Annotated in this window: 15 protein-coding genes and 1 tRNA gene; 10 read left to right on the plus strand and 6 right to left on the minus strand. The window is 66.4% G+C overall.

The window, feature by feature from the left end:
- From RMO81_RS04780 to RMO81_RS04795, 4 genes are all read left to right on the plus strand, one after another.
- Window positions 1-629: pyridoxal-phosphate dependent enzyme (locus RMO81_RS04780; RefSeq protein WP_310474614.1), on the plus strand; the 629-nt coding region annotated here is incomplete at its 5' end.
- Window positions 626-1,456 (plus strand): tryptophan synthase subunit alpha, encoded by an 831-nt coding sequence (gene trpA / locus RMO81_RS04785; RefSeq protein ID WP_310474615.1) that lies wholly within the window; start codon window positions 626-628, stop codon window positions 1,454-1,456. The genes RMO81_RS04780 and trpA, both read left to right, overlap by 4 nt.
- Window positions 1,453-2,307, plus strand: coding sequence for an acetyl-CoA carboxylase, carboxyltransferase subunit beta (gene accD, locus RMO81_RS04790; protein WP_310474617.1), 855 nt, complete (start codon window positions 1,453-1,455; stop codon window positions 2,305-2,307). Before trpA ends, accD begins: the two co-directional genes overlap by 4 nt.
- Window positions 2,304-3,656, plus strand: coding sequence for a folylpolyglutamate synthase/dihydrofolate synthase family protein (locus RMO81_RS04795; protein WP_310474618.1), 1,353 nt, complete (start codon window positions 2,304-2,306; stop codon window positions 3,654-3,656). The genes accD and RMO81_RS04795 overlap by 4 nt, the downstream gene beginning before the upstream one ends.
- Window positions 3,657-3,675: 19 nt before the next feature.
- Here the strand turns inward: RMO81_RS04795 and RMO81_RS04800 are convergent, their stop codons facing one another.
- On the minus strand, window positions 3,676-4,239 hold the full coding sequence (locus tag RMO81_RS04800; RefSeq protein WP_310474619.1) for a helix-turn-helix transcriptional regulator: 564 nt from the start codon (window positions 4,237-4,239) through the stop codon (window positions 3,676-3,678).
- Between the two features lie 99 nt (window positions 4,240-4,338).
- Between RMO81_RS04800 and RMO81_RS04805 the strand changes: the two genes are divergently transcribed.
- Window positions 4,339-4,845 (plus strand): DUF6456 domain-containing protein, encoded by a 507-nt coding sequence (locus tag RMO81_RS04805; RefSeq protein WP_310474631.1) that lies wholly within the window; start codon window positions 4,339-4,341, stop codon window positions 4,843-4,845.
- A 13-nt stretch (window positions 4,846-4,858) separates the two neighbouring features.
- On the plus strand, window positions 4,859-5,422 hold the full coding sequence (locus tag RMO81_RS04810) for a superoxide dismutase family protein (protein ID WP_310474620.1): 564 nt from the start codon (window positions 4,859-4,861) through the stop codon (window positions 5,420-5,422).
- On the opposite strand, the gene RMO81_RS04815 is transcribed toward RMO81_RS04810, so the two are convergent.
- A tRNA-His gene (locus RMO81_RS04815) sits at window positions 5,401-5,477 on the minus strand. The genes RMO81_RS04810 and RMO81_RS04815 overlap by 22 nt on opposite strands.
- A 153-nt stretch (window positions 5,478-5,630) precedes the next feature.
- Here RMO81_RS04815 and RMO81_RS04820 point away from each other — a divergent pair.
- A complete protein-coding gene (locus RMO81_RS04820) occupies window positions 5,631-6,734 on the plus strand; it encodes a Glu/Leu/Phe/Val dehydrogenase dimerization domain-containing protein (protein ID WP_310474621.1) in 1,104 nt (367 codons plus the stop codon).
- Between the two features lie 18 nt (window positions 6,735-6,752).
- Here RMO81_RS04820 and RMO81_RS04825 read toward each other — a convergent pair whose 3' ends face one another.
- Together RMO81_RS04825 and RMO81_RS04830 are read right to left on the minus strand one after the other, a co-directional pair.
- The gene (locus RMO81_RS04825) at window positions 6,753-10,859 is read right to left on the minus strand and encodes a translocation/assembly module TamB domain-containing protein (protein WP_310474622.1); all 4,107 of its coding nucleotides are present in this window, start codon (window positions 10,857-10,859) and stop codon (window positions 6,753-6,755) included.
- Complete coding sequence (locus tag RMO81_RS04830) at window positions 10,859-12,781, minus strand: BamA/TamA family outer membrane protein (protein WP_310474623.1); 1,923 nt, start codon at window positions 12,779-12,781, stop codon at window positions 10,859-10,861. Before RMO81_RS04830 ends, RMO81_RS04825 begins: the two co-directional genes overlap by 1 nt.
- Window positions 12,782-13,016: 235 nt before the next feature.
- Between RMO81_RS04830 and RMO81_RS04835 the strand changes: the two genes are divergently transcribed.
- The 3 genes from RMO81_RS04835 (at window position 13,017) to RMO81_RS04845 (ending at window position 14,842) form a co-directional block, all read left to right on the plus strand.
- Complete coding sequence (locus RMO81_RS04835; RefSeq protein ID WP_310474624.1) at window positions 13,017-13,202, plus strand: hypothetical protein; 186 nt, start codon at window positions 13,017-13,019, stop codon at window positions 13,200-13,202.
- A 63-nt stretch (window positions 13,203-13,265) separates the two neighbouring features.
- Window positions 13,266-14,219: a DUF808 domain-containing protein gene (locus tag RMO81_RS04840; protein ID WP_310474625.1), complete on the plus strand. Its 954-nt coding sequence runs from the start codon at window positions 13,266-13,268 to the stop codon at window positions 14,217-14,219.
- 53 nt (window positions 14,220-14,272) lie between these two features.
- Window positions 14,273-14,842: a hypothetical protein gene (locus RMO81_RS04845; protein ID WP_310474626.1), complete on the plus strand. Its 570-nt coding sequence runs from the start codon at window positions 14,273-14,275 to the stop codon at window positions 14,840-14,842.
- Window positions 14,843-14,849: 7 nt separating this feature from the next.
- Here the strand turns inward: RMO81_RS04845 and RMO81_RS04850 are convergent, their stop codons facing one another.
- Window positions 14,850-15,737, minus strand: a complete 888-nt coding sequence (locus RMO81_RS04850) for a neutral zinc metallopeptidase (RefSeq protein WP_310474628.1) — start codon at window positions 15,735-15,737, stop codon at window positions 14,850-14,852.
- A gap of 28 nt (window positions 15,738-15,765) precedes the next feature.
- A complete protein-coding gene (locus tag RMO81_RS04855; RefSeq protein ID WP_310474629.1) occupies window positions 15,766-16,635 on the minus strand; it encodes a S1/P1 nuclease in 870 nt (289 codons plus the stop codon).
- Between the last annotated feature and the right edge of the window lie 201 nt (window positions 16,636-16,836).

Below are 16,836 nucleotides of genomic sequence, written 5' to 3' on the forward strand. Positions count from 1 at the left end.
ACATCATTGGCACCGCCGCCGGCCCGCACCCCTATCCGGAAATGGTTCGCGATTTCCAGACGGTGATCGGCAAGGAAGCCCGCGCCCAGATCCTGGAACGGGAAGGGCGCTTGCCCGATCTGCTGGTAGCTTCGATCGGCGGCGGCTCCAACGCCATCGGCCTGTTCCACCCCTTCCTTGACGACAAGGACGTGCGGATGGTTGGCATCGAAGCGTCGGGCAAGGGCCTGAACACCCACGAACATGCGGCCAGCCTGGCCGGTGGCCGCGCCGGTGTGCTGCACGGCAACAAGACCATGCTGCTGCAGGATGAAGACGGCCAGATCACCGAGGCGCACAGCATTTCTGCCGGCCTGGATTATCCCGGCATCGGCCCCGAACACGCCTGGCTGCACGCCATTGGCCGCGTGGAATATCAAAGCGCCACCGATACCGAGGCGCTGGAAGGCTTTGCGCTGCTGTGCCGCACCGAAGGCATCATCCCGGCGCTGGAACCGGCCCACGCCATCGCCGCGCTGGCCCGTATCGCACCGGCGATGGGCAAGGATAAGATCGTCATCGCCAATCTGTGCGGCCGCGGCGACAAGGATATTTTCACCGTCGCCGCCGCGCTGGGAGTGACGATGTGAGCGATCGCCTCGCCACCCGCTTTGCCGCTTGCGCCGCCGATGGCCGCGCCGCGCTGGTTACCTTCGTTACCGCCGGCGATCCTGATCTGGCCACTTCCGCCGAGATCCTCGCGGCGCTGCCCGGTGCCGGCGCCGACGTGATCGAAATCGGCATGCCGTTCACCGATCCGATGGCCGATGGCCCCGCCATCCAGCGCGGCAATCTGCGCAGCCTTGGCGGCGGCACCACGCTGCGCGCCGTGCTGGCGATGGTGAAGGCGTTCCGCGCCAGCGACAATGCCACGCCAATCGTGCTGATGGGCTATTTCAACCCCATCCTCGCCTTTGGGCCGGAACGCTTTGCCGCCGAAGCCAGATTGGCCGGCATCGATGGCTGCATCGTCGTCGATCTGCCGCCCGAAGAAGCTGGCGAACTGGCGCCTGCGCTGGCCGCACACGGTCTGCACCTGGTGCGCCTTGCCACGCCAACCACCGATGCCCAGCGGCTGCCCGCCGTGCTGAACGGTGCGTCGGGCTTTCTTTATTATGTCGCGGTGGCCGGTGTGACCGGCGCCAACAGCGCGGTTGTGACTGATGTGGCCGAAGCCGTCGCGCGGTTGAAGGCGTCGACCAGGCTGCCGATTGCTGTCGGTTTCGGCGTGCGCACCCCTGAACAAGCCGCCGCCATTGCCGCCCATGCTGATGCCGTGGTGGTGGGCAGTGCCATTGTCGATGCCATCGGTGCCGCTGCCGAAGCGCGCGCCAACGATATTCCCGCCCGCGTTGCCGCCCAAGTCGGTGCGCTGGCCCAAGCGGTTCGCGCCGCCCGAAAGGAAAAAGCAGCATGAGCTGGTTGACCCGCACCCGCCAACAATTGACCGGCTTCCTCGCCCGCCGCGACACGCCCGACAATCTGTGGACCAAGTGCAAGAATTGCGGCGCCATGGTCTACACCAAGGAATGGGAAGACAATGCCAGCGTCTGCCCGCGTTGTGAGCACCATGATCGCATCGGGCCGAAAGCCCGTTTCGGCCAGCTGTTTGACGGCGATTATCGCGTGCTGCCGGCGGCAAAGGTTGCGGAAGACCCGCTGAAGTTCAAGGATCAGAAGAAATACACTGATCGCCTGAAGGCCGCCCGTACCGCCACCAGCGAACCCGAAGCCATGATGATCGGCGATGGCCAGATCATGGGCCAGCGCGCCATCGTTGGTTGCCAGGATTTCGCCTTCATGGGCGGATCGATGGGCATGGGCGTGGGCGAGGCCTTTCTGGCCGGTGTCAATGCCGCGTTGGCGGCCAACGCCCCCTATATCGTGTTCACTGCAGCTGGCGGTGCTCGCATGCAGGAAGGCATTCTTTCCCTCATGCAGATGCCGCGCACCACCGTGGGCATCCAGATGCTGAACGAGGCCGGGCTGCCGTATATCGTCGTGCTCACCGATCCCACCACCGGCGGCGTGACGGCCAGCTATGCCATGCTGGGCGACATCCAGATTGCCGAACCCAATGCCCTGATCGGCTTTGCCGGCCAGCGCGTGATCGAACAGACCATCCGCGAAAAACTGCCGGAAGGCTTCCAGCGCGCCGAATATCTGCTCGAACACGGCATGCTTGATATGGTGGTGCACCGCCGCGACCTGAAGGAAAACCTGGGCCGCCTGATCACCCTGCTGATGGCGCGCCGAGCAGCTGCATGAGCCTGCCGCCTCCTCCAATCGGCGCGCGCATGCCGCCGGCGCGGTCTGACAACCCGCGCCTGGATGCAATGCTCCGCAAGGCGCACGATCTGCACCCTACCGAGATCGATCTCACGCTCGGCCGGCTCGAACGCCTGCTGGCCGCGCTGGGCAACCCGCACCATCGGTTGCCGCCGGTTTTTCATGTTGCCGGCACCAACGGCAAGGGCAGCACCTGCGCCATGCTGCGTGCCTGCCTGGAAGCCGAAGGCCGGCGCGTGCATGTCTATACCAGCCCGCACCTCGTCCGCTTCAACGAGCGTATCCGGCTTGCCGGCCAGCTGATCGACGATGATGCGCTGATCGTGCTGCTGAACGACGTCATCAGCCGCAATGGCGAAGCGCCGATCACGTTCTTCGAATTGACCACGGCGGCCGCTTTCCTGGCCTTTGCCACGGTGGAGGCCGATGCCTGCATCATCGAAGTGGGCCTGGGCGGCCGCATGGACGCCACCAACATCATCCCCACCGCGCTGGTGACGGGCATCGCGCAACTGGGGCTGGACCATACGCAATGGCTCGGTTCGACCATACTGGATATTGCCCGCGAAAAGGCCGGCATTGCACGGCGGGGCGTGCCGCTGGTGACCGGCCGTCATCCTGCCGCCGTCACCGCCCGTATTGCCGAAATCGCGGGCCTGGCTGGTGCCAAGCTGCTGATTCGCGGGCAGGATTGGGATGCCGCAACCTATGAAGGGCAGCTGCATTATCGCGACGAAGCCGGCAAGCTGGTCGTGTCGTTGCCGCGCCTTGCCGGTGTTCACCAGCACGACAATGCCGCGCTCGCCATTGCCATGTTGCGCGCCCAGACGGCGTTGCCGGTGAAAGATGCCGCCTATCGTGCCGGCATGGGCTGGGTGGAATGGCCAGCGCGGCTGCAGCGGTTGGAAAGTGGGCCATTGTTCGAAATATTGCCGGCGGGCAGCAGCCTGTGGGTGGATGGCGGCCACAATCCGGCTGCCGGGCGGGCCTTGGCCGAAAGCGTGCGGCCTTTGCTGCAATCCGGCCAGCGCCTGCTGCTGGTGACCGGCATGCTGGCGGCCAAGGATGCCGAAGGTTTTCTGAAGAGCTTTGCCGGCATGGCATCGGCGCTTTATGCCGTTCCGGTGCCGGGCCACGCCGCCCATGATCCCGCCCGGCTGGCGGCCACCGCATCGGCCATGGGGATGGCCGCCGTGACCGCGCCCGATCTGACCAAGGCGCTGCGCGCCATCGCGCGCAACAGCGAAAGCCCGCCGCTGGTGCTGATCACCGGATCACTGCACCTGGCAGGCAGGGCGCTGGAACTGAACGGCAATCTGCCGAATTGAAGCTGTGACTTGGGGCCGTTCAGGGCCGTCGCACCAGCATCGTCACCATGGCCAGCCACGGCACTTCGGCCAGCACCTGCTGGCGTGCGCCGGGGGTTGTGGGCAGCAGATGGATGCGGCTGCCGTCCACTGCGATCAGCCGGCCAAAGGCAAAACGCCCCGCCGGGCGCGGCGCCAGCACATCACGGTTGATGGCGCGGCCGAACTGGTCGGGGGCGAGGCGCTGCGCCCAGAGTTCATCGCCGCTGCGGTAATCGCCCTGAGCCGTTTCCACCACCATGCCGATCAGATCGGCCTGCGGTTGCGGCGGCAGCAGGGTGCGCGGGCGTTCCGGCGCATCGGCGCCATTGCTGCCGATCAACGCCGCCACCAGCACATCGGCGCGATCAGGCATTGCAACCATTGCGGAAGCCGGCACGCCGAGCGCTGTGGCAATGCGTTCCAGCCAGTCGATGGAAACGGTGCGCATGCCGGTTTCCAGCCGCCCGATCGTTTGCGGCGTGGTGGGCGGATCGCAGGCGGCTGCAACATCGGCCAGCGTGAGGCCACGCGCCTTGCGGACTTCGCGGATACGGGTGAGCATCTTTTCCCCTGAAATAACCTGTGCGGTTAATTCTGTCCTACAATCGGTGGGTTGTGCAAGGGTAAATCCATCACCAACGTGCCACTACGGAGAGAAATGATGCCACGTCGCGCGCCCGCAGCTTTGCCAGATATCGCACCGCTGACTGAAAACCGCCTGTTGGCGACGCGAATCCTGGCCGCGCCGGATATCGTCGATCGCGCCCGGGTGACGGTGAATCTGGCCGAATCACCGCTGGCCTGGCTGGCCCGGCGCGGCCATGTTTCGCCGCAGCAATTGATGGCCAGCGAACGGCTGCGCGCCGATTTTTACCATGCCCAACTGGGCCCGCGCGTGACCATGCGCTGGGATCAGATGCCTGCAAGCGCGCGTGGGCAGGGCGGCCCGCCCGATCTTTCCGGCGGGCAGATCGCGGCCAAACGCCGGTTCGAAGCGGCGGTGGTGGCCTGCGGCCCCGGCCTTTCCGATATTGCCTGGCGGGTGATCTGTCAGGGCGAGGGCCTGGAAGCCGCCGAACGGGCGCTGGGTTGGCCGGTGCGGGCGGGAAAACTTGTGCTGCAACTGGCGCTTGATCGGCTTGTCGGCCATTATGGCCTCGCTGATTAACCGGAGTGACCTGATGCGCCGTCTTGCCATGATTGCCTTGCTTGCTCTGGCGGCCTGCGGGCCCAAGCTGGAATCGCTGGGCCGGGTGGGCGGCGCACCGCCGTCGCTGATGCTGTCCACTCGTTTGCTGACGGCCGATGGCAACAGCCTGGGCGAAGTTGAATTGCTGCAAATGGCCGAGGGCGTGCAGTTGATCGCCACGGTGAAGGGCCTTCCGGCGGGCCAATATGCCATGCATCTGCACGCCGTTGGCCGCTGCGTTGGCCCGGATTTCGCCAGCGCCGGGCCGCATTTCAACCCGGCAAACAAGCAGCATGGCCGTGATAATCCGATGGGTGCCCATGCTGGCGATCTGCCCAATCTGACGGTGACTGATAAGGGTTTGGGCGAGATGAACCTGATGCTGCCGGGCTTGCGCCTGGCCGATGGCGATGCGCCGCTGATTGATGCCGATGGTGCAGCGGTGGTACTGCACGCACGCGCCGATGATTATCGCAGCGATCCGGCCGGCAACGCGGGAACCAGAATTGCGTGCGGCGAAGTGCGGAAGACAGGTGGGGCGACTGACGGGGCTTGAACCCGCGACCTCTGGTACCACAAACCAGCGCTCTAACCAGCTGAGCTACAGTCGCCACGACGCACCTGTCGGGAGGCGCGGGATAGACGAGGGCGAGCCCAGTGGCAAGCCAGAAGTTCCACCCACCAGCTTGTGAATGACCGTTGCGCCCAAAAGAAATTTTATTACAATATGGCGCAATGAAATCCTGCTCGTTGGAGTCGCCCTGATGACCGCTGCTGCCCCCGCTGCCCGTTTTGCAACCGTGCAACTGGCGGCGCTTGATGCCGCTGGCGCGCCGGGGTTCGACGCCCATGAACGCGTGGCGCTGGTGAAGGATGCGGCCACTGGCCTGCACGCCATCGTTGCCATCCATTCGACCCATCTCGGCCCGGCGGCCGGCGGCGTGCGGCGCTGGGCCTATGCCAGCGAAGCGGCCGCGCTCACCGACGCGCTGCGCCTGTCACGCGGCATGAGTTACAAGAATGCCATGGCCGGTCTGAAGGCTGGCGGCGGCAAGGCGGTGCTGATTGCAGATGCGCCCAAGACCGAAGCGCTGCTGGAAGCCTTTGGCGATGCGGTGGCGGCGCTGGGCGGCCGTTATGTCACGGCCGAGGATGTGGGCATGAGCGACGCCGACATGGTGGTGGTTACCCGTCGCACTCCGCATGTCGCCGGCCTGCCGGTGGCGGCCGGCGAAGTGGGCGGCAATCCGGGGCCGTTCACGGCGCGCGGCGCGCTGGCCGGGCTGAAAGCTGCCGTGCATCACAAGCTGGGCGCCGACCGTGTTGCCGGTCTCCATATCGCCATCCAGGGTGTTGGCAGCGTTGGTGGTGCATTGGCCCGGGCGCTGGCCGCCGAAGGTGCGCGGCTGACCATCGCCGATGTCGATCCGGCCCGTGCGGCCGCGCTGGCTGCCGAACTGGGCGCGACCCAGGTGGATGTCGCAGCGATCATGGCGGTGAAGGCCGATGTGTTCAGCCCCAACGCGCTGGGCGCGATCCTTGATGCGCGCAGCATCGCCACGCTCGAAGTGGCTGTGGTGGCCGGCGCCGCCAACAACCAGCTGGCCATGCCGGATGACGGCGCGCGGCTGGCGGCACGCGGGATTCTGTACGCCCCTGATTATGTCATCAACGCCGGCGGCATCATTTCGGTCGTCGCCGAATATCTGGCCAAGACCGAAGGCCATGTGGTCACGCTGGACGAGGTCAACGCAGCCGTGGATGCCATTGGCCCGCGCCTGACCACCCTGTTTGCCGACGCCGATGCCAGCGGGCTGCCCACCGACGTGGTGGCGGACCGCACCGCCCAATCCCTCATTGGCCGCTGATCGGGCGCTGAACCGCCGTCAATAATCCTTTTTCCAGCGCACGCTGGCCGAGGTGCCGCCCAGCGTCGCCGCCTGGCTGAGCACCGACAAGGTGCGGGTCAGCCCGATCTCGATGCTGGTGGCGTTGTAGCCCTGCGCGTCGGTGGCCAGCTCCACATAGACATTGCGGCCAACATATTGCCCGGCGGCGAAGGTGGTGCGCCGGCCCGTGGTCGTATCGGCCGGCAGGATGCGCAGCCGATCGATGCCCAGGCCTTTGCTGACCGCGCCGATCGGATTGAAGCCGCCGCCGCGCAGCGAGGTGAGCGCGCCGGCGAGCTGGATGGCTTCGGGCGCCGACAGATCAGTGACACGGCTGCCGAACAGCACGCGCGACAGTACTTCGTCTTCTGGCAGGGACGGCACCGAGCTGAACTTGATCTGCGGCCGCTGCGCCGTGCCATCCACGTTCAGGAAGGCGCTGAAGCCGTTACCGCTGTTTTCGGCAGTGATGGCAATGATCGGATCGGGCGGATAGCCGCCAACAAAGCGGATATCGCCGCGGGTGAGCTGGAAGCGTTTGCCGGCAAAATCATAGTCGCCGCGCACCAGCTGCACGCGGCCAAACAGTTCGGGAGTAGTCGCCCCGCCGCGCAGCCGCACATCGGCCTGCCATTCCGATTTGATGCCCATGCCGGTGACCATCAGGCCGCGATCTGCCGTTATGGCCAGATTGAACAGCCAGCGCGTGGGGGCAATATACTGCACCGTGCGCCGGCCCAGCACGCGCGTGTTCTTCTCGGTCACCTGCAGAACCGACACATCGGCCACGGCGGTGCGCCCGACGATATATTCGGCGCGTGTGAGCGCAAGCGTGCCTGAAACGACGCCGCCATATTCATCGGTTGCGACCCGGATATTGCCGCTGCCGGTGGCCGACAGATCGTCGCGGCCCAGAAGGGCGGCGTTGGTCGCCACCATGCGGATATCCATCGGGAAACCGCGTTCATAACTCAGATCAATCGCGCCCGATCCGCTGATGCTGCCCCGTCCGGATTTGCCGCTAAACCGGGTGAGTTCCAGTTTCGACGCGGTGAAGCGGGCATCAAGACTGACCTCGTTGGCCACCGCGCCAAGCAAAGGCGCTTCCACGCGGCCACCGGTGCCGCGGATCCGGCCCTGCACCTGCGGATCGCCCAGCGTGCCCGACACGTCGACCGCCACTTGCACCGCGCCGCGCACATCCAGCGCCGTGAGGCCGGACAAACCCCACAGATCCTGCGCCGGCCCGGCATAGCGCAACTGGCCGGTGACACTGGCATCGAACAGGCGGGCAACGAGGTTGCCATCGCCTGCCGGAAGCGGCCCGAGCCGGGCTTGTGCGCGGCCTTCCACCTTGCCGGCGCGCACGATCACCGCGCGGATCACCGTGCCGCCGGCGCCCAGCGCGGCGTTGAGGCCAACGTCGATCGGGGTGGAGGTGGAGGTGATGTTACTGCGCGACACGCCATTCAGGCGTAGGGCCGCTGTGCCGGTAGGGGCAGCATCCCCGGCCTGTGCAAGTGCCACCGTGCCCGAAACCCGCCCGACCAGATTGAGCGATGGGTAGGCCAGGCCCGCCATCTGCAGCGACACCTTGTCGAGCCGGGCGTTGAGGCGCTTTGTCTCGCCCCAGTCGCCCGCCACTTCGGCATTGCCAAGTGCGCTGGTGAGCGTGACCGGCGCGAGGTGCCAGCCGGTGGCATCGCGGGTGAGCACTGCCGGCCCGGCCAGTTTGGCCGCCCGGCCATCATAATCGCCGCCGCCGCTGATCTGCCAGCGATCAGGCGCGATGGCACCGGTGAAAGCCAGGTTGAACGCCTCGCCGCTGTTGCCTGCCAGTGTCAGGCTGGCGGTTCCGGAACCGGCCTTCATCTGCAGCGTGCCGACCGCCTTTTCCAGCACGAGATTGCCGCGTTCCAACCCGGCCAGATCGAGCGCGGCTTCGATATCGGGGCCGCTGGCTGGCAACAACACGCGGGCCGCCAGCCGCAACCGATCGACCGTGACCGGCGTGGCAAGTGGCAGGCTGAGCGCGTCACCGGCCACCGCCAGTTCGGCCAGTTGCACGTCGCCAGCGGCAGACAGGCGCGCGCTGCCGGTAAGGCCCTTGCCGGCCAGCGCCAACGTGCCGGCGAACGGACCGGCGGCGGTCTGCTCAAGCCGGCCGCTGCCGACAAATTCTGCAGCGGCCAACCGGTCCACATCGATCCGCAGCACCGGAGACAGGCTGATATCGGCCTTCAGGCTGACCGGCCCCAGCTCTGACTGCGCGTCACCGCTCACTCGCCAGCCAGCGCCGGCCGGATCAATGCGGGCCGCCACGGCGGTGAGGCCATAGCCGGGTTTCGCCAGCCGGGCGGTAAAGTGCGGCGCGGCGGCGGTTCCTTCGCCATCCAGCGCGAACGGGCCCCAATCGAGGCTTTTGCCGGTGGTGGCGAGGGTGAAGCGTCCGGCAGACCAGCTGGCTCGGCCCGCAGCGGCCAGTTTCGGTGCAGACAGCGCCAGATCCGACAGGGCGACGGCCAGGCCGGGCAGCAGCGCAAAACGCCCTGCCAGCGTGATGCCGCCGCCGGTGACCCGGGTGAGGCCATCGGCCGGCGGGCGCGCGGCGACAAGGCGGAAATCGCCGCTGCCGGTGGTGCTCCAGTTGGCCCCCGGCTTCAGGTTGGCGCGGAAAGTCGCATCGGCAAGGCCAAGCTGCGGCAACGCCCAGCCGCGCACATCGCCAGTTGCGCTCAGCCCCCAGGCGCTGGTGGCCGGCACGTACGACAGTCCGATGCGGGCTGCCAGCGGCCCACTGGCAAGCTTCAGATCATTGGCTTGCAACTGGCCTTTGGCATAAACCAGCCGGCCTTCGGCGCGCCATTTGCCGGCCAGTGGCTTCAGCGTGTCGGGCAGGCCGGTGAGGCCCGTGGCGGTGGCGACCAATGGCACGGACAGGCCCGTTTCGTTGAGATCGGCGATCCCGGCGACCGACAGTCCGTCCAGAGCCAGCCCGCCCGGCAGCGCCAGCCGTTTCGCCAGCAGCCGCGCATCAATGATCGGCGCCAGCATGGGCCCGGCGAGCCGTGCCGTGAGCCGGCCGCCATCGACTCCCCAGAGTTTTGCCAACGCGCCGCCGTCGGCCAGCGTCAGCTCGGCGTCAGCCTCGGTCCAGCGTTCTTCTGCCCGGTCGATGCGGCCCTTCAGCCGGGCCGCCAGCTGCTTGCCATCAGCCAAAAACGTCAGCCGGGCCAGATCGCCATCGGGGACGACGCTGGCCACCACTGCCAGGCCGCCCGCCAGCGCATCCTTTGCGGCGCCGCCCAGCAGTGGCACCGGATCGATCCGGCCACGCGCAGACAATCGCCCATCCTCGCCAGCCAGCGCCAGATCGGCCATTTGCGCCGCGCCCAGCGTGGCCACCAATTGCCCGTTCCAACTGCGCCAGCGCCCGCGTCCGGTGGCGGTTACGTTGAGCGGTGCCTGCAGCCGCGCCAGTGTTGTCACCAGCCCGCCCGCTGGCGCGGCGAGCTTTGCATTCAAGGCAAATTTGTCGCGATCCGGTTCGGCATCAAGGTGCAGCGCCAGCGTGTCGCCCGCCGCCACTGCGGCATCGAGATCGACCAGCGCCCGCCCGGCACGCAGATCAAGCCGGCTCTTGGCGCTGATCAGCCGTTCGGGCCCCGCAACGCCCTTGGCCACCACCAGCCGGCCCAGTTCCAATCGTGCGATGCTGATGTCGATATCGGGCATGATGCGCGGATCGGAAACCGGCTTCAGGCGTGGCAGCCGTTCAAGCGTGGCGGCGGGAATGATCAGTTCGGCCGCTTCGAAGCGGTTGTTGATCAGCGACCGCGGCGTCCAATCGAGCAGCACACGCGGCGCACGGGCAAAGCGACCGTCCTTGTCACGCAGTTCCACGCCTTCCAGCGTGGCCTTGCCCCACAGGCTGCCGCTGATGCGCGTCACGCGCAATGAGATGCCATTGGCCAGGCTGAAACCGGCCAGCCGCCGGGCCGCCCAATCACGACCGGACTGGGTATCGAGCGCGTAGGGCAGGGCGACGATCACGGCCAGCAGTGCCAGCAGCATGATCAGACCAAGGCGCAACCCGCGCCGCATCAAAACGCTTGCCCGATGGAGACATAGAACACCAGCCGCGGGTCGCCCGCCTGCGGGTTCACCGGCGTTGCGATATCCACCCGCACCGGCCCGAAACCGGTATAGAAACGTGCCCCGATGCCCGCGCCGACCGACAGCCGGTCAAAAGCCGGGGCGGTGCCGGAGGACACTTCGCCGGCATCGACGAACGCCACGATGCCCAGATCCTGGCCCAGCGCCTGGAAGCGATAGCGGGCTTCGACCGCCAGTTCGGTGAGGCTGTTGCCGCCGGTGGGCACATTATCGATATTGCGCGGGCCAACGCCCTGGAACACATAGCCGCGCACCGAACCGCCGCCGCCGGCATAGAAACGCCGATCCGGCGCGATCACGCCGCGATTGGCGCCAATGATGCTGCCGATGTGGAAGCGCCCGGCCAACACCAGGCTGTCGCCAAATGGCTGGTAGGCTGTCGCTTCAAACTGGGCCTTGAGATAGTTGAAATTGCTCTGGTTCCGCAGCGTGAATTCCGGGCTGAGGCGGGTGGTGAGCCGGAAGCCGCGCGAGGGGTTGAGCAGATCGTCGGAACGATCCCACGTAATGCTGGCTGGCAGCGCCAGCACCGTGAAGGTGCGGCGGGGATCGCCCCGTACCGAACGGTCGCGCTGGCTGGTGATCAGTGCCTGGGCGCCGATGCTCCATGTCCAGTCTTTCTGCCACAGGATGTTGGATTCGCGCGCCAGCGCCGCCGATATGCCCAGGGTTTCGGCGGCAAAGGCGAATTGCTGGCTGGATGAGAAGCCGCCGGTGGCCAGCAATTGCCGATCACGCTGGCCAAAATTGCGTTTGCGCAGTTCCACCTGTGCCACCTGCTCGCGCTGGGCGGCAACGGCACGGGCGGTGAAGGCGCCTTCGGGCGGAAACAGGTTGCGGTGGGTCCAGCTGCCTTCGGCGCGCACGCCCTGGCCGGTGGAAAAACCGCCCGACAGCGCGATGGTGCGCATCGGCGCGGCTTCGCTGGTGATGTCGAGATTTACTGTTTGCGTGCCGTCATCGCGCACCGCGCCTTCGCCCGGCTTGATCGCCACCGCGCCGAACATGCCGGTTTGCACCAGCGCACGGCGCAGATCCTCGCGGCCGGCGTTGCTGTAACGGTCACCGGGCTTGAAGCGGGCGAGCAGGGCAACATGTTTGCTGTCCATGCCCTTCACGCCGTCATCGATGCGGATGGCGCCGAACACGCCGCGCCGGCCCAGATCGACGCTTTGCGCCAATGTGGCATCGCGGCTGGCGTGATCGATGGTGATATCGGGCGGCGCAATGCGCGCAAACGGATAACCGGCATCGGCAAGGCGGATCGGCAGACCATCCTGCGCCGATTGCACCCGCGCGGCTTCTACCGCATCGCCCACCCGGATCGGCAGCAGCCGGCTGACGATGGGAGCCGGATCCGTGTTGTTCGCCTGGCCCGGCGGCGCCGTGATGGTGATTTCGCGGAAATTATACACGGGCCCTGGTTGCGCGACGACGCGCACCACATTGGTTGGTTGCGCGACGACGCGCACGATATTGGCCGGCTGCGCGACGGTGCCTGGTGCAATGCTGATCCGCGCCTGGCCGCCATAATGGCCGATCGATCGCAGCAGCAGATCAACCAGATCGCGATCTTCGGAAATGCGGCGGCCAAGTTGCGCCAGGTTGGTTTCTTCGCCGCGGTGCAGCCACAGCGACGACAGGCCGCGAAATTCATCTTCAAGGCCAAGTTCTGTCAGCCCGCTGACCTCCACAGTATAACGAACGGCAACATCAGGGGCATCGCCATCGCCGGATGTGGTGGATTCGACATCGGGCCAGGCCACAGATTCGCCGCCTGGCAGATCGGGCAGGGGAGACTGCGGCCCGGCAATCACATCGCCCTCGGGCAGAATCACAGGCGGCGTCACTGGCGGTGCAACAGGCACGGCGGCAGGCATGGCGGCAGGCACTGCGGCAGGCACTGCGGCAGGCAGGGGCGGCGCGGTCTGGCCGGGCGCCGTTTGAGCCTGCGCGGTTCCAGCCGCAGCGGCAAGCAAGAGGGTCAGGAACCGATGCACCACAAGCGGTTTACCGGATGGACAAGACAGCGCAAGCCGCAGCCGCCACTGGCGCTGGCCGCCGCTCTGGTGCAAGGGGCTGGGCATGGCGTCTCCCGGCTCTCCTGTTTCGCGTCCACCCCAGCGCGGCGGCGGCATTTTTGTCGCCTTTGGCTTGGTGGCGGGCGTGGTTGGCGGCACACTCGCCGGGCAGCCCTCGATGGGGCTGTTGGCGGGGCTGGGTGCAGGCGTGCTGGCGGCCATTCTTCTGGCCCTGCGCGACCGTCGCTGAACGCCGCATTGCGCTGGCCGTTGGCTGCGCTATCAGGGCACGGCAATTTCGGGGGAACCACGCGTGGCGAGCGGCTTGTTTGCATTGCTGGATGATATAGCGGCCATTGCCAAGGTGGCGGCGGCCAGTATCGACGATATCGGCACCATGGCGGTTTCCAGCCTGGACGATACGGCAGCGGCCGCCGCCAAGGCATCGGCCAAGGCGGCCGGCGTGGTGGTCGATGATGCGGCCGTTACGCCGCGCTATGTCGTGGGTTTTTCCGCCGATCGCGAAATTCCCATCGTTGCCAAGATCGCGCGCGGCAGCCTGAAAAACAAGCTGGTCATCCTGCTGCCCGGCGCGCTGGCCCTGTCTTACTTTCTGCCCGTCGCCATCACCCCGTTGTTGATGGCGGGCGGAGCCTTCCTGTGTTTCGAAGGCGCGGAAAAACTGTGGGAAAAACTCACGCCCGAAGACGAAGCAGCACTGGAAGAGGCCGCCCTGGACCCAGCCGAGAAAGAGCGCACCATGGTATCGGGTGCCATCCGGACCGATATGATCCTGTCTGCCGAAATCATGGCTATCGCGCTGGGTACGGTGGAAGAGGCACCCATTGCCGAACAGGCCGCCGCGCTGACGGTGGTGGCATTGGGCATCACGGCGATGGTTTATGGGGCCGTCGCGCTGATCGTGAAGGCCGATGATTTCGGTGTGTTTCTGGCCCGCAAGAACAATGGCGCCGTCGCGGCATTCGGGCGTGGCCTGGTCAGCGGCATGCCGGCCTTCCTCGCCGTGCTGGGCTGGGTGGGGCTGCTGGCGATGCTGTGGGTGGGCGGCCATATCGTGATCGATGGCCTGCACAAGTTCGGCGTGCATCTGCCGCACGAACTGTTGCACGCCGCCATGCACGCGGTGGAAGGCGCCGGCAGCTTTGCGCGCTGGCTGGCCGAAGCCGGCGGGTCCGGCCTGTTCGGCATCCTGCTGGGCGGGCTGATCGTGGCCGCGCTGCACACCTTGCCGCGCAAGGGCCATTGATTGTTGCGAAATCTTTCTGTATTGTATCGGCAATACACCGGAGCTGCGAGACCATGAAGAACGCCCTGATCGCCATCCTGCTGTGCGGCGTTGCCGTCGCTGCCTGCGACGCCAACCGCAAGGAAAAGCTGGAAGAAGGCACCACCGCCGAGATCACGCTGGAAAACAACGAGGATTCCAGCAGCGATGCCGGGAAAGGCGACGGGAGCGGCGAACTGAACATCAAGGCCGACATGGAATCCGGCGAAGTCGAGCTGAAGCTGCCCGGCGGCCTGGAAGGCAAGGTGAAGATCCCTGCCGGCCTGGAACCCGATGCCAAGTTCGATCTGGATGGCCTGGGCCGCTATCCGGGGGCGAAACTGGTCAATGTCGATGTGCAGGCCAGCGGCGAAAACGGTGATGGCCGCGGCGAAGTCGTGCTAGGCTTCACGGCGCCGGGCACGGCTGCCCAGGTGGCAGATTGGTACGCCAAGGCATTGGCCGCCGATGGCCGCCCCGCCAGCCGCAGCGGCAACACGCTGACCGGCACCACCGATGATGGTGATCGCATGGTGATCGCGGTGGACGAAGGCGCTGCCGGCGTGGCGCGCGGCCGCATCACCATCACCGACAAAAAGGGCTGATCAGCCCCTAGAGGCTGCGCGCCGCAAAGGTGTCGCAGCTTTTCATCTGCCCCGATTGCAGGCCCGCCTGCAGCCAGCGCATGCGCTGTTCCGACGAGCCGTGGGTGAAGCTTTCCGGATTGACCCGCGCGCCGGACTGTTTCTGCAGCGTATCATCGCCGATCGCTTGGGCGGCGCGCAGGCCTTCCTCGATGTCGCCGGCTTCCAGCAGATCCTTGTTGTGGTGGGCCCACACGCCGGCAAAACAATCCGCCTGCAATTCCTGCCGCACCGAAAGCGCATTGCCGGCCGCTTCGCTGCCGCGCTGCCGAGCCTTCTGCACCTGATCGGAAATGCCGATCACCGTCTGGATATGATGGCCCACTTCGTGCGCGATCACATAGGCCGCGGCAAAATCGCCGGGTGCGCCAAAGCGGCGCGACAGATCATCGAAGAAGCTGGAATCAAGATAGACGTTGCGATCCGCCGGGCAGTAAAATGGCCCCATCCCACTGTTGGCCGGGCCGCAGCCGCTGTTCACGTCGCCAGCAAACAGCACCAGCTTGGGCTGCGGATAGGCTTCGCCCACCTGATCGGGAAATAATTTGGTCCAGGTGCGTTCGGTGCTGCCCAGCACACGCGCGATGAAACGGTCATGTTCGCCGTTCAGCTTGGCGGGCTGGCTGGGTTCTGCCGGCTGCGGCTGGCCGACACTGGGGCCGCCGACACCTGCACCGCTCACCGCGCCGATCAGTTCCAACGGGTTCTGGCCGAGCAGCAGGGCAATCACGCCCACCACGATCATGCCGCCGATGCCGAGTTTGCCGCCGCCGATGGGAAGGCCGCCTCTGCCACCGCCACGCTGGCCGCGCTGGTCAACGATGTTGCTGCTCTCGTTTTCGTCGTCGAGGTTCATGGCGGTAAGGCTCCTTGCGGCGGCGATGTTATCGGCGGCGGGGCCGGCTGGCCAGCGCCTCGTTCACCAGCAGCGCGATGCGAGTGCCGGCCTTGGTGACCTGATCGCGAACGGCAGGCGTGGCCTTGGCAACATAATCCGGCGTGACCATGCCGCGCGGCAGATCGCGGCGGGCTGCATCCGGGATCGGGCAGCTGTCGGGCGTGCCTTGCAGTTCCGGATAGGCGACATTGCGTGAAATATCCCAGGCCTCGCGCGCCCACAGGCCAACCCTGGCCGGCGTGTCGATCGGGCCGGACGCGAAGGCCCGTCGCTGAGCCAGCGTGATGCGCTGCGGTGCGATGGCCGGCGGTTCGGTGAGCGCGCGTTCGGCCAGTTCACTGTCCCAGATGCGGTGCAGGTTCATGCGCTCAGGCGATTTGAAGCCAAAGGCGGCGCGCACATTGTTGCCGCCCAGATCGCTTTTGTCGCCCAGGTGTAGCGGCTGGTGCATGTCGCCCACGAAATGCACCAGAAAGGCAAAGGCCTGCAGCCGTTCGTGCGCCGGCCGGGTGCGATCGGCCAATATGGCCTGCTGGCGCGGGATCTGCGCGGTCACGCAATCGCCGTTCCAGCATTTGGCAGCCACGTCGAACGGCTCGCACACGTTGATGTTCTGATAATGCCAGGGCGCGGAAAAGGCGAAACGGTCGCGATATTGGCCGCGCACGCAATCGGGCCACACGCTGGCGTCTTCGGTGCTGGTGATGCGGCACTCTGGCGTCTGCAGGCCGGGTTCAGCCCGTAGCAGCCTTCGCACTTCGGCGCGGGCGGCCGGGGTGAGCTGGTTCCAGGCGATGCTGCCGGTCAGACGGTGGGCATATTCGCCCCAGGCCAGCGCCGGCTGGGCCCAGCACATGCTTGGCAGAAGCGCGAAGGGAACCAGAAGGCGAATCAGGCGGAACATCATCCTGCCGTCAATGACGCAGGGTTGTGGTGCTGGCCAGCCCGGCATGCTGCCGCTATGGTCTTGCAAAGCGCCACTTGGTTGCAAATTTGCAACGGGTTCAAACCACGGAATGACCATGCGAGATCCCTACAGCGTTCTGGGCGTGCCGCG

Origin of the sequence: Sandarakinorhabdus sp. (assembly GCF_031422795.1) — a bacterium.
In the GTDB taxonomy this organism is placed as follows: Bacteria; Pseudomonadota; Alphaproteobacteria; order Sphingomonadales; family Sphingomonadaceae; genus Sandarakinorhabdus.